This window comes from Providencia sp. PROV261, from assembly GCF_028477945.1.
GTDB lineage: Bacteria > Pseudomonadota > Gammaproteobacteria > Enterobacterales > Enterobacteriaceae > Providencia > Providencia stuartii.
The window spans coordinates 329,061-341,488 of sequence record NZ_JAMPMC010000003.1 but is presented as its reverse complement, the minus strand read 5'-3'; the positions used below and the strand labels follow the sequence as shown (position 1 = coordinate 341,488).

Annotated in this window: 14 protein-coding genes; 2 read left to right on the top strand and 12 right to left on the bottom strand. The window is 43.5% G+C overall.

The features are described from left to right. Nucleotides 1-198 precede the first annotated feature (198 nt). Nucleotides 199-408, top strand: coding sequence for a transcription antiterminator/RNA stability regulator CspE (cspE, locus tag PR675_RS02065; RefSeq protein ID WP_014657708.1), 210 nt, complete (start codon nucleotides 199-201; stop codon nucleotides 406-408). A gap of 142 nt (nucleotides 409-550) precedes the next feature. Here the strand turns inward: cspE and lipA are convergent, their stop codons facing one another. The 9 genes from lipA to rsfS form a co-directional block, all read right to left on the bottom strand. Next, on the bottom strand, nucleotides 551-1,516 hold the full coding sequence (gene lipA / locus PR675_RS02060) for a lipoyl synthase (protein ID WP_004917612.1): 966 nt from the start codon (nucleotides 1,514-1,516) through the stop codon (nucleotides 551-553). A gap of 123 nt (nucleotides 1,517-1,639) precedes the next feature. Beyond that, nucleotides 1,640-2,284: a lipoyl(octanoyl) transferase LipB gene (gene lipB / locus PR675_RS02055; RefSeq protein WP_014657709.1), complete on the bottom strand. Its 645-nt coding sequence runs from the start codon at nucleotides 2,282-2,284 to the stop codon at nucleotides 1,640-1,642. Nucleotides 2,285-2,544: 260 nt separating this feature from the next. Beyond that, a complete protein-coding gene (gene ybeD, locus PR675_RS02050) occupies nucleotides 2,545-2,808 on the bottom strand; it encodes a DUF493 family protein YbeD (protein WP_004917614.1) in 264 nt (87 codons plus the stop codon). Nucleotides 2,809-2,908: 100 nt separating this feature from the next. Beyond that, nucleotides 2,909-4,117, bottom strand: coding sequence for a D-alanyl-D-alanine carboxypeptidase DacA (gene dacA, locus PR675_RS02045; protein ID WP_004917615.1), 1,209 nt, complete (start codon nucleotides 4,115-4,117; stop codon nucleotides 2,909-2,911). Between the two features lie 226 nt (nucleotides 4,118-4,343). Beyond that, the gene (gene rlpA, locus PR675_RS02040) at nucleotides 4,344-5,321 is read right to left on the bottom strand and encodes an endolytic peptidoglycan transglycosylase RlpA (RefSeq protein ID WP_272582658.1); all 978 of its coding nucleotides are present in this window, start codon (nucleotides 5,319-5,321) and stop codon (nucleotides 4,344-4,346) included. Between the two features lie 12 nt (nucleotides 5,322-5,333). Then, nucleotides 5,334-6,446, bottom strand: coding sequence for a peptidoglycan glycosyltransferase MrdB (mrdB, locus tag PR675_RS02035; protein ID WP_004917618.1), 1,113 nt, complete (start codon nucleotides 6,444-6,446; stop codon nucleotides 5,334-5,336). Between the two features lie 4 nt (nucleotides 6,447-6,450). Next, nucleotides 6,451-8,340 carry a peptidoglycan DD-transpeptidase MrdA gene (mrdA, locus tag PR675_RS02030; protein WP_004917620.1) on the bottom strand — a complete coding sequence of 630 codons (1,890 nt, stop codon included), beginning with the start codon at nucleotides 8,338-8,340 and terminating at the stop codon, nucleotides 6,451-6,453. Nucleotides 8,341-8,372: 32 nt separating this feature from the next. Next, nucleotides 8,373-8,843 carry a 23S rRNA (pseudouridine(1915)-N(3))-methyltransferase RlmH gene (rlmH, locus tag PR675_RS02025; protein WP_004917624.1) on the bottom strand — a complete coding sequence of 157 codons (471 nt, stop codon included), beginning with the start codon at nucleotides 8,841-8,843 and terminating at the stop codon, nucleotides 8,373-8,375. A gap of 2 nt (nucleotides 8,844-8,845) precedes the next feature. Further along, on the bottom strand, nucleotides 8,846-9,172 hold the full coding sequence (gene rsfS / locus PR675_RS02020) for a ribosome silencing factor (RefSeq protein WP_004917626.1): 327 nt from the start codon (nucleotides 9,170-9,172) through the stop codon (nucleotides 8,846-8,848). 315 nt (nucleotides 9,173-9,487) lie between these two features. Here rsfS and PR675_RS02015 point away from each other — a divergent pair, with 315 nt between their 5' ends. Continuing rightward, nucleotides 9,488-10,210 (top strand): YbgA family protein, encoded by a 723-nt coding sequence (locus PR675_RS02015; RefSeq protein WP_223854701.1) that lies wholly within the window; start codon nucleotides 9,488-9,490, stop codon nucleotides 10,208-10,210. Here PR675_RS02015 and nadD read toward each other — a convergent pair. From nadD to lptE, 3 genes are read right to left on the bottom strand one after another with little or no spacing between them, the layout of a single operon-like run. Next, a complete protein-coding gene (gene nadD / locus PR675_RS02010; protein WP_060560650.1) occupies nucleotides 10,201-10,857 on the bottom strand; it encodes a nicotinate-nucleotide adenylyltransferase in 657 nt (218 codons plus the stop codon). The two genes, PR675_RS02015 and nadD, sit on opposite strands and share 10 nt — an antisense overlap. Then, complete coding sequence (holA, locus tag PR675_RS02005; RefSeq protein WP_014657714.1) at nucleotides 10,847-11,881, bottom strand: DNA polymerase III subunit delta; 1,035 nt, start codon at nucleotides 11,879-11,881, stop codon at nucleotides 10,847-10,849. Before holA ends, nadD begins: the two co-directional genes overlap by 11 nt. Further along, the gene (gene lptE, locus PR675_RS02000; protein WP_014657715.1) at nucleotides 11,881-12,420 is read right to left on the bottom strand and encodes an LPS assembly lipoprotein LptE; all 540 of its coding nucleotides are present in this window, start codon (nucleotides 12,418-12,420) and stop codon (nucleotides 11,881-11,883) included. The genes holA and lptE overlap by 1 nt, the downstream gene beginning before the upstream one ends. Nucleotides 12,421-12,428 lie beyond the last annotated feature (8 nt).

The window sequence follows — 12,428 nt, the reverse complement described above, 5'->3', positions numbered from 1 at the left end:
GTTTAATATTATTATTGGGATTAATTACTATTATAAAGAATAATTCATGTTAAATGAGAAATTTATCCCAATAAATAATATTTTTTTATATATTTTGTCAATTTTCGTGATCTAGGTTGTAGACAAGTTACTTGTATATCTGTTGTACTGAACCTGACACTGATGGTGTGTCTATTTTTATTTAAAGGTAATAATTTGATGTCTAAAGTTAAAGGTAACGTTAAGTGGTTCAACGAGTCTAAAGGTTTCGGTTTTATCACTCCAGAAGATGGCAGCAAAGATGTGTTTGTTCACTTTTCTGCTATTGCGAGCGAAGGTTTCAAAACCCTAGCAGAAGGTCAGAAAGTTGAATTTGAAATCACTGAAGGTGCTAAAGGCCCATCTGCTGTAAACGTTGTCTCTCTGTAATTTAAACAAATAGAAACGAACAGCCTCTAAACTCGCCCCAGTTTATCTGGGGCGAGTTTTATTTGCCTCTTAGATTTTGGGGGCACAAACAAAAAAGCCTCGAATTTTCGAGGCTTGATAGACAGGGTGATAAACGTCGTGACTATTTAACTTCTTCGCCTTTGGCTTGTAGGTCTGCATGGTAAGATGAGCGTACGAACGGACCACAAGCCGCGTGGGTAAAGCCCATCGCCATAGCCTCTTCTTTCATTTCATCAAATTCAGCAGGGCTAACATAGCGCTTAACCGGAAGGTGATGGCGGCTTGGTTGGAGGTACTGACCAAGCGTTAGCATGGTAACGCCATGACGGCGCAAATCGCGCATTACTTCAATAATTTCTTCGTTAGTTTCACCTAAGCCAACCATCAAACCTGATTTGGTTGGGATGTCTGGATGCGCTTCTTTGAACCTTTCAAGTAGCTTTAATGACCAATCATAATTTGCGCCGGGACGTACTTGACGATAAAGACGCGGCACATTCTCAAGGTTATGGTTAAATACATCCGGTGGTGTTTCGGTCAAGATCTCTAAAGCACGATCCATTCTGCCTCTAAAATCTGGCACTAATGTTTCGATTTTAATCGAGGGGCTTTTTTCACGAATAGCGCTAATACAATCTGCAAAGTGCTGTGCTCCGCCGTCTCGTAAATCGTCACGATCCACCGAGGTGATCACGACATAGCGAAGCCCCATATCTTTAATGGTTTGAGCAAGTTTAACTGGCTCGTTAGCATCGGGTGCATTTGGGCGGCCATGGGCAACATCACAGAATGGGCAACGGCGTGTACAGATAGCACCGAGGATCATAAAAGTGGCTGTACCGTGATTAAAACATTCAGATAGGTTAGGGCAAGAGGCCTCTTCACAAACAGAGTGCAGGCCATTTTTGCGCATAGCGGCTTTGATCCCCTGAATACGGGTCGAGTCAGCCGGTAACCTAATTTTCATCCAATCAGGCTTACGTAGAATCTCTTCACGTTCTGTAACAACGTTTTTAACAGGGATCAGCGCCATTTTATCGGCGTCACGATATTTAATTCCGCGTTCTATCTGAATTGGTTTACTCATAATTATACCGGTTCCAGTTATCTTTTTGAGTTATTGGATAAGTTGATACTAGGAATAAAAGTATGGGAGCCGTGACTTATCCATTAAAATTTTTTTTAAAAATGTTAAAAAATTATAGCATCATTATTGAACAATATGAAATCCCAGTGTGTCACAGAACTGTTCAATTAGCACGGGTTGAACATCTGGTAATGTCAGGTTGGGAATGAAATGACACATCTGTGTCATCTTTAATTGCGAATAACCACAAGGGTTGATGCGGTTGAAAGGTTCTAGATCCATATTGATATTGAGCGCTAATCCATGGAAAGAGCAACCTTTTCGAATGCGTAGACCTAGCGAACAAACTTTATCACCATTGATATACACGCCGGGGGCATCAGGGCGTGGATAAGCTTCAATTTGGTAATGTGCAAGTGTCTTCACAACCGTCGTTTCAAGAGCCGTGACTAAATCGCGAACGCCTAACTTGTTACGTTTGAGATCAAGCATGACATACATCACTTGCTGACCAGGGCCATGATAAGTGACTTGGCCGCCCCTATCACTTTGGATCACGGGGATCTCTCCGGGAGCGAGCAGATGTTCAGCCTTACCTGCTTGGCCTTGGGTAAAGACGCGAGGATGTTCGACAAGCCATAGCTCATCGGCGGTCTCTTTGTCGCGGTTTTCAGTGAACTGGTGCATCGCATCAGAAACGCGTTGATAAGGGGCAAGCCCTAATTGACGTACAATAATGGTTCGTGCTGACAATGTTTTAACATCCACATTAGAAATGTGCCAGTAGTATAACGCTGGTAGCGGGTTATCGCCAGTTTTGTCATGTTATGAAAATGTTATATTGAGGGTTGATGCAATCTATTTGTGCTATGCAAAGTAACCTGTAACGCTATCTAGCGGGAAAAAAAGGCGGGTATTTGGACCTAGAAACGATGAAAGTTTTTATATAGGGGGGAGTAACATAAAAGACGTTAGGAAAAAACCGAGTGGGTTTAAGCCACCCGATTTTTGATAAGACACAAAGTGAATTACAGAACCATTCTAACGCGCTCTAATGCACCAAGCTCTTCATATAATTTTTCGATTTGCTCAATATGCGTTGCATTAATGGTAATCGAAACGGAGTGGTAATTGCCTTTGCTACTCGGCTTCACTTCTGGAGAATAGTCGCCCGGAGCATGGCGCTGAACCACTTCAACGACCTGATCAACCAGCTCCGGCTCCGCTAATCCCATCACTTTGTAAGTGAATGAGCAGGGGAACTCAAGTAGTTCGTTTAATTTCGTTTTCATGGGCGCTCCTAATAACAATAATAGTGTTTGAAGGGGGATTCCCCCCCTTCAAACTTTCAGATATACACTATATGGGGATGATATATATCTGATTCAAGGGTTAGCCAAACCAGCGATGGAACAGTAACTTAATATAGTCAATTAAACGACTGAAAAAGCCACCTTCTTCCACATCTTTCAGCACGACCAGAGGGCGTTGTTCGATGGTTTTACCATCAAGTTGGAAATTAATAGTTCCAACTGCTTGCCCTTTTTTCAGTGGTGCTTCTAGCTCGGATGTTGAGATATCATAGCTTGCTTTAAGATCTTTTAAACGTCCACGAGGGATAGTTAAGAACAGATCTTCTGTTACCCCAAGTTTAACGTTATTTTCATCACCAAACCAAACAGGCTCGGAGGCAAACTCAACCCCCGCTTGTAGCGGCTTGACGGTTTCATAAAAGCGGAAGCCATACGTGAGCAGTTTTTTACTTTCTGCATCACGGCCTTTCATACTTTTACCGCCCATTACGACGGAAATAAGGCGCATTTGGCCCTCTGTTGCGGAGGCAACTAAATTATACCCCGCAGCATTAGTGTGGCCTGTTTTAATGCCATCAACTGAGAGACTTTTATCCCATAACAAACCATTACGGTTAGTTTGGCGAATATTGTTAAAAGTGAACTCTTTTTCTTTGTAGATAGCATATTCATCGGGAACATCACGTATCAGAGCCTGCCCGAGTAATGCCATGTCACGTGCTGAACTATATTGGCCTTCAGCATCTAAACCATGAACGGTTTGAAAATGGGTATTTTGTAAGCCCAGTTTGCTGACGTAGCCATTCATCAATTGGATGAAATTCGCTTGGTCACCCGCGACATAGTCCGCCATGGCAACACAAGCATCGTTACCTGATTGTAAGTTAATTCCACGAGTTAATTGAGAAACACTCACGCGGTCGCCGGGTTTCAGGAACATTAATGAGGAACCCTTAAATATTGGGTTACCTGTTGCCCATGCATCTTCGTTGACAGTGACAATATCCTCTGCACCGATTTTGCCTGACTTGATCGCTTGACCAATAACATAGCTGGTCATCATTTTAGTCAAACTCGCAGGGTCACGGCGTTGATCCGCATTCTTTTCAGCAAGCACTTTACCTGAGTTGTAATCAATCAAGATATAGGCTTCTGCATCAATTTCAGGTACTGCTGGAACAGGGCTATTTGGGAATGGCTCGTTAGCATTTGCCTGTGTCATAGTGAAAAGTAGCGATGCACCTAGCAAGGTATGACGAAGGGTGCGTGATGGGGCAAAATTTTTCATGTTTGTATTGTTACATCCGGAATTCGGTTAACACAAGGAGGCGCAGTTTAGCAAAAGTACAAGGATTGATTAATGCTTGCGCCAATGTTTTTACAATATTTTATACAGATCACACTTCAAGTTACTAGTCTGTTATCGAGCAAATAAAAAAGCCCCTTGATATGTTTAGGTTAAGAGGCGTCATTATTGTTGGTACTGATAATTTGAATAGTGATGAATACCTACCTTATGGAGCGACAACCATCGACGTTTGATTTAGTTCAGCCTGAATTCGGCCTTGTAGATCCACAGCCTGTTGCCTATCTGCAAATGGCCCTAATTGAACACGATAAATATTGTTGTAGGGCTGTAAGCGGCCGGGAACACCAAACTGACTTTTCAATTTTTCCAACATAGTTTTGGCGTTGCTTTGATTTCCGATAGCACCAACTTGAACTAAATAACCTCTTTCAGGAACGGCAGGAGTACTTGGCGTCGCTTGAGGGGCTTCTGGCTCAGGGGTTTTTAAGCTGCTTTCAGGCACAACGGGCTCCATTGGGGCTGTTGGCTGTTTCACGGGGAGCACATTTTCAGGGGTTGGTAAATTTTCCATTACAGGCGTTCCCATTGGGCCGGAGCCTAGCTGAGGGCGCCCTGGCAGGGCATAACTGTGTTTAACAAAGTTTGAGCCAATCGTACCTGGTCCTGATAGAGAGCCATCTTGAGCGACTTGGATAGCATCAATTTTGATGCGTGTGGTTGGCATTAAATTGAGGCGATCAGCAACGGCGCGAGAAACAGCGATGCTTTTGCCTTGTGTATAAGGGCCTCTATCATTCACACGAACAACCATCATTCGGCCATTCATCATGTTAGTGATACGCACATAGCTTGGAATAGGTAAAGTCGGGTGGGCTGCTGTTAATTCAATAGGGTTAACTCGCTCACCAATTGCTGTCATATTCCCTGCTGACTCTGAACCAAAGATAGAGGCATAACCTACTTGTGAAAATTGCGATGCGTCGCGAACAATTTGGTATTGCTGGCCGTTACGCTGATAGTCACTGTTGGCTGTTGGATGAAAAGGCTCATAATGAGGCTCTGCGCCAAGCACGTCTTGAGCAGGTACAGCCGGTACATTACTAGGCTGCTTAATGTTCTCTTCTGTGACACAACCACTAAGCAATGCAGTCGTAATGCCAAGCATAATCCATTGAAAACGCATACTAAGCCTCTTTTATAAACTCTTGGAAAGAAATTTTCTGTGTGTATGAATAGACATGATAATACCGAATCCGGCCATTAAAACAATCAGTGCCGATCCTCCATAACTGACGAGCGGTAGAGGTACTCCAACCACAGGTAAGATACCACTAACCATGCCAATATTAACGAATACATAAACAAAGAGGATCAACATTAAGCCACCAGCCATGACGCGACCAAAGGTGTTTTGTGCGTTCGCAGCGATATAAAGCCCACGCATGATCAGTAACAGATATAAGCCGAGTAAGACCAATACACCAATTAAGCCAAGCTCCTCCGCTAAAACGGCAAAAATAAAGTCAGTATGGCGTTCAGGTAGAAACTCAAGCTGTGATTGTGTTCCATGTAGCCAGCCTTTACCCATCAGCCCCCCAGAACCAATCGCGATTTTTGATTGGATAATATGATAACCAGCGCCTAATGGGTCGGTTTCAGGGTCGAGTAGCATCATGACGCGGGTTCGTTGGTAATCATGCATCAAGAAAAACCACAATAGCGGAATAAAAGCAGCAAGGGCGGTTGCGGCGATAGTGATTAAACGCCAGCTCATTCCTGCTAAAAAGAGCACAAATATCCCCGATGCGGCAACTAAGATAGAGGTACCAAGGTCGGGTTGTGCGGCAACTAACAAGGTAGGCGTAAAAATAAGCACGAGCGCTATCATGGTATTTTTTAGTGATGGCGGACAGAGGTCTCGGTTCATAAAGCGTGCCACCATCAAAGGAACCGCTATTTTAGCAATTTCGGAAGGCTGGAAGCGGATAATCCCCAGATCGAGCCACCGTTGTGCCCCTTTACTGATTTGCCCGAAAACATCGACAAAAATTAGCAAAATAACGCAAAAGATATATAAATGAGGGGCAAGGTTTTCATATAGGCGCGGAGGAATTTGCGCCATGATGATCATGACGATAAATCCTGAAGCGATTTGCCCCAATTTTCTTTCCATCATTTCAGGGTCTTGCCCGCTAGCACTCCACATAATAAACGCACTGTAAGCAAGTAACGCTAAAATAATTAACAGCATAGGCACATCGATGTGCAGGCGCGCTGAGAGTGATAATTTTTTCTTATCGTCTGTCATAGTGTTAACGGTCTTCCTCAGTGCCTGTTGGTACGCTATTAACCTCTATTTTATTATCACCTAATAAAACATGGTCAAATATTTGCCTAACGATATCGCCAACAGAAGGGCCAGCGCCACCATTTTCTAAAATAATGGCGACCGCAACGGTTGGTTTATCGTAGGGGGCATAGGCAATCATTAGTTTATGATCGCGTAAATGCTCGGCTAATTTGCTGGCGTTATAGGTTTCGTAACTAAACACCTGAGCAGTTCCTGATTTCGCTGCTGCCTTATATGGCGTGCCGATAAAACTACGTCTTCCTGTACCGTTTGGTGCATTGGCGACACCGTACATTCCTTGCTTCGCGAGCTCCCAATAACCTGAATGGATATCACCAATCTGAGCCGTCTCTTTATCTTCGTAAGGTACCATCGCATTGCCGAGCTTGGTGCCATACAATAAATGAGGAGTTTTCACTTGACCGTCATTGATGAGTGTCATCAAGGCTTTTGACATTTGAATTGGCGTTGCGGTCCAGTAGCCTTGTCCAATGCCGACAGGTATAGTATCCCCTTGATACCAAGGTTTTTTATAGCGTTTTTGCTTCCATTCTCGAGTCGGCATAATACCTGCTCGCTCTTCGGCAAGGTCGATACCAGTATAATCGCCAAAGCCAAATTTCTTCATCCAATCGGATATTCTATCAATCCCCATATCATAGGCGACTTGATAGAAGAACGTATCCGCAGACTCAATGATTGACTTCACCACATTTAATTTGCCATGCCCCCAACGCTTCCAGTCACGATAGCGTTTTTCAGAGCCTGGAAGCTGCCACCAACCTGGGTCAAAGATAGTCGTTGAAGGGGTAATCACCTTTTCGCTTAACGCCGCAACCGAAATAAAAGGTTTTACGGTTGAAGCAGGAGGATAAAGGCCTTGAGTTGTTCGGTTAATTAACGGCCTATCAGGGTTGTTTAAGAGTGCTTGATAGTCTTTGTTTGATATACCGTTAACAAATAAGTTCGGGTCATAGCTTGGGTTAGAGACCAATGCCAATATTTCACCATTGCGCGGGTCAGTGACAACCACCGCGGCACGACTCGTTGTCAGCAGTTTTTCAATATAAATTTGCAGTTCAAGATCGATAGTTAAGTAGATATCTCGGCCTGCTTGCGGCGGTTGCTCATGTAGCTGGCGGATAACACGCCCGCGGCTATTCACTTCAACCTCTTCATAGCCTGTTTTCCCATGCAACACATCTTCATAGTAGCGCTCGATGCCTAATTTACCGATATCATGGCTGGCGGCATAGTTAGGCAGTTTTCCTTCTTTATCAAGGCGCTCTACGTCTTTATCGTTGATCTTAGCAACATAACCAATGACATGGGTCAATGCCGAGCCATAAGGATAGGAGCGACGTTGGTAGCTTTTTACTTCAAGTCCAGGGAAACGGTATTGGTTAACGGCAAAGCGCGCTACCTGTACTTCGTTTAGCTGTGTTTTTAGGGGGATAGAGGTAAAACGGCGGGAGCGTTTACGCTCTTTTTCAAAGTTAGCAATATCCTCATCGGTTAGACCGATGACATCACGCAGTTTATCCAGCGTGTCTTGGAGATCGGCCACTTTTTCAGGCACAATTTCTAATTGGTAAAAGGTGCTATTTAAGGCTAATTGTCTGCCATTGCGGTCATAAATAATCCCGCGGCTAGGGGCAATGGGAACGAGTTTTATCCGGTTATCATTTGATCTTGTTTGATAATCCTCGTGGCGAACAACTTGTATATGATAGAGATTAGTAACAAGAACAGCAGTTAATAGCACAATGACGCCGAATGCAATTAATGCTCGGCGAATAAATAACATTGATTCTGCTGTATGGTCGCGAAAAGGGGTGCGTTGATTTTTCATCCCACTGCCATATTGAACATATTAAAAACTGACTATTCCCGATGATAAGGGTGGTTAGTCGTAATACTCCACGCACGATAAAGACTTTCTGCAACAAGTACTCTAACAAGAGGGTGGGGCAGTGTCAGTGGAGATAATGACCAACTTTGCATGGCGGCTTCTTTACAAGCAGGTGCAAGTCCTTCAGGGCCACCGATGAGCAGGCTAACATTGCGACCATCTTGTTTCCAATTTTCAAGTTGGTTAGCAAGTTTTGGGGTATCCCACTTCTCACCGGGTATATCCAATGTGACAATCCGATTACCTTTGCCGACGGCTGCCAGCATCAGTTCACCTTCTTTCTCGAGAATGCGTTTAATATCTGCGTTTTTCCCGCGTTTCCCTGCTGGGATCTCAATCAGTTCGAAAGGCATATCTTTAGGGAAACGATGGAGATAATCCATAAAGCCGGTCTGAACCCAGTCCGGCATTTTTGTACCTACAGCAATGAGTTGTAATTTCAAACTCAGCTCCAGAGTTTCTCAAGTTCATACATACGACGGCTTTCGTCTTGCATGATATGAACAATAGCTTCACCAAGATCAACCACAATCCAGTCAGAAACCCCTTGGCCTTCAACACCGAGTGGGTGCAAGCCATTTTTACGGCAAGCTTCAATTAACCGGTCTGCAACAGACATTAAGTGACGACTTGATGTCCCAGTGCAGATGATCATTTGATCAGTGATACTTGATTTACCATGAACATCGATCGAGATGATATCTTCAGCTTTTGCATCGTCAAGCTGATTGATAATAAATTGTTGGAGTTCAGTTCCTTGCAAAAGGTTCACCTTTTATTCTAATTATACTCAGCCAATACATAATGCCAGTAGCTATCCCTTAGAAGCTATTGGCGCCACTAATTAGGAGACAACTCGAAGTATGACGGGTATAACGTTAAACACTGTTTGTAATATACCTGTTAAGGCAGGGACATTTTACCCTAGATTTTCAGAAAAATCGGCTAAATTATTTTATATTCCTTAAGGTGTGTGATTTATATGAATAACTGGCGTTCAGGGCAAGAAATTTGTACAAACTTTACAAAGTGATAAATCAATAATCAGCCATCGTGAGTTTTATCTCGCAAAGCAAAGGAGCCATGCGTGGAATCAATAATGTTTAATGTTGTTCTGTTTGGGGATGTTGAATTTCCTGCCGAGGATATCACCTCATTAACGGAGTCACATATTAAGTTGATTCCCATTACGGCCCTGACAGAGATAAAGTTTGCATATCAAGGGGTAATTTGTGATGAGGGAGCTCGTCAGCAACTCCTTGAACAACTTCCTGAAAACACACCACTGTTAACTACGCAGGAATGGTCATGTCCAGAGCATCTCGATCGGTTTCTTATTCAACTGTATACCGGATATCGATTAACGCAATTAGCTAAGAATTTAACGCACCACCAAATTATTTGTTTTCACAGTCGTCATAAATATTTATTGATGGCTTATTCCCCGAAGGGATATAAAGCAACAGGTAAATTTGTGGCGGGTATTCAAAAAAATAGCGAACTCACTGAGGTTTACACCCAATATCGTTATCAACTACTGGCTATTTTAGCCACAACACCAGCTCGCAAGTTACAAGTCAATGCGCTTCAACATATACAAGGCTATTTTAAATATAAAGCGACAAGAGATGAAAAAGTCCGTTTGGGGTGGCTAATCAATGATTATCAAGCGGGTTATCTTTCTATTAATAATCCGTTATCGATGATATTGCAGTTGCTCACTCAATACCCTGATAGTTATATCAGTGAGCAACTTTACTTATCACCATATCCGGGATGTGAAAAAATCAGAGCATTACTTCAATTTTGATAGAGGTGCTGCTGTTTGATATAAGCCATGACAGAAGCGGGGATCAAATCATCATTTAGATGGCCGGCACTTAAGCTATGACGGATTTCGGTGGCTGAAATATCAATGAGTGGCGTATCACCAAGGAAAATATAACCGTTCGGTGCTTGGCTCAGCTTATTGGTATCCTCTGTTCTGTGTTTTTTTAACCATGCTTGCATTTGCGGCTCACTGAAATTGGTCGCATAACCGGGGCGTGAGCAAACTAATAAATGGCATTTATCCAACAGCTGTTCCCAACCATTCCATGTCTGGATCGACAATAACGAATCTTGACCAATAATGAATGCTAACGGCTGCTCTGGACCCATCTCAGTACGTAATGAGGTTAAGGTTTCTATCGTGTAGGATGGGCTATTACGCTCAAGCTCTCTGGTATCGATGGTAAACAGCGGGTTATCTTGTATCGCTAGACGTACCATGTCTAATCGTTGAGCTGGGCTAGCTTCTGGTTGAGGTCGGTGCGGCGGCACATGATTTGGCAACAAAATCACTTTTTGTAAGCCAACTTGCTTGGCTAATGCTTCTACTGGGCGTAGATGGCCATAATGTATCGGGTCAAATGTCCCACCAAATAACGCTTGAAGGCCTTTGGTCTTAAAGGTCATGGATAAAACTCTCTGGTAAGGCTTTGGTACATACTAACATAGACAAGGATTGTAGGTCAGGCCACACCGAGTGGCTAAAGTCTTGTTTGGCATGTAGCTCTGCTTGTGTTAGCAACAAAAGTGCGGATTGTAATTGATGTAAGCTTAGACGTTGTAATGCTGCGCTCAATAATGGTCGGCGGCTTTGCCAAATCTTATGCTGATCAAACAAGGTTTTTAATGGCGTGGTAACCGATTGGCGTTTTAATGTCAGTAGTAGCATTAATTCACGTTGGATAGCCCGTAAGAGGATGACCGTTTCAGTATCTTCACGTTGAAGCTGTTCGAGAATATGCCAAGCGCGCCGTGATTTGCCGGCTAATAAGGCATCAACCCAATGATATGGCGTAAAATGTGCAGCATCATTCACGGCAGTTTCGACACGTGGCAAGGTTAATTTACCATCGGGGTAGAGTAGCGATAATCGCTCAAGTGCTTGTGCCAACGCGAGTAAATTCCCTTCATAACAGTAGCAAAGGAGTTGGTTGGCCTCTGTTTCTAAAGAGAGCTGCATATTGTGCGCCCGTTTTGCAACCCACTGAGGTAGGCGCTGATATTCAGGCGTTAGACAACTGATATAGACAGCTTCATGGCTGATAGCTTTAAACCAAGCACTGTTTTCTTGTGCTTTGGTGAGTTTTTGCCCGCGAAGCAATAGCAGGATATCCGGGTGAAGAAGTTGAGATAATTGAATCAGCTTTTCCGCCATAGCAGCACTAGGGCCATTTTCTGGCAGGATCAACGTCAGTGATTGACGGCTTGTAAATAGGCTCAGGGCTTGGCAGAGGCTGAATATTTCGTCCCAATCAGTGTGCTGTTCAAGTGAAAAGGTGAAATGCTCTTCAAACCCTTGAGTTTGAGCCGTTTTTCGGATGGCATCTTGGCTTTCTTGAATTAATAGGGGCTCATTGCCCCAGATTAAATAGCGGCCTCTCAGAGACTCTTGTAACTGAGAGGCCAACTGTTCAGGATAGATACGGATCATTATGGTTCAACAACAGGAACAACAGCTTTAGCGTTAGCTTTCTCAAGTTCGGCAGTATGAACAATTAACAGTTTACGGACTAATATCCGCGCTGCTTGTTCCCGCATCTCTTGTTTAACCAATTCATTTTCAGCATCTTTTGCAAGAGCTTCTAATGGGTTATCAAAGAAAGTACGCTCAACTTGGCTTTGTAACGGGTAAACCGAACCATTTGGCATCATGACTTGAGCATTGAGCACAAAGGTCAATTGTTTCTCTGCCGCTTTACCATCTTGGTAAATCGATACGGTTTCTGTTTTTTCTGACGATCCCGTAATTTTTAAAATTGGGATATCAGCGCTGCCATTTTCAACAAGCGTCACATTATTGAGCCTGAGTTGCTCCCTAACGGCTCTGGTTAGAGAGCTATAAGGTGCATTAGAACTTAACTGTAACGTCTTCAGTTCCTCAGGGATCTGTGTCGTTCCTTGAAGGCGAAAACCGCAACCTGCGGTGACTAGCACCGACAGGCTCAGTAATAAAGTTATCAGATAGCGCACCTGGCCTC

Excerpts from the sequence above, each read along its gene's own strand:
- cspE (WP_014657708.1), top strand. The coding sequence starts at position 199 with ATGTCTAAAGTTAAAGGTAACGTTAAGTGGTTCAACGAGTCTAAAGGT.
- lipA (WP_004917612.1), bottom strand. The coding sequence starts at position 1,516 with ATGAGTAAACCAATTCAGATAGAACGCGGAATTAAATATCGTGACGCC.
- ybeD (WP_004917614.1), bottom strand. The coding sequence starts at position 2,808 with ATGAAAACGAAATTAAACGAACTACTTGAGTTCCCCTGCTCATTCACT.
- dacA (WP_004917615.1), bottom strand. The coding sequence starts at position 4,117 with ATGAAAAATTTTGCCCCATCACGCACCCTTCGTCATACCTTGCTAGGT.
- rlpA (WP_272582658.1), bottom strand. The coding sequence starts at position 5,321 with ATGCGTTTTCAATGGATTATGCTTGGCATTACGACTGCATTGCTTAGT.
- mrdB (WP_004917618.1), bottom strand. The coding sequence starts at position 6,446 with ATGACAGACGATAAGAAAAAATTATCACTCTCAGCGCGCCTGCACATC.
- mrdA (WP_004917620.1), bottom strand. The coding sequence starts at position 8,340 with ATGAAAAATCAACGCACCCCTTTTCGCGACCATACAGCAGAATCAATG.
- nadD (WP_060560650.1), bottom strand. The coding sequence starts at position 10,857 with ATGACCTTTAAGACCAAAGGCCTTCAAGCGTTATTTGGTGGGACATTT.
- holA (WP_014657714.1), bottom strand. The coding sequence starts at position 11,881 with ATGATCCGTATCTATCCTGAACAGTTGGCCTCTCAGTTACAAGAGTCT.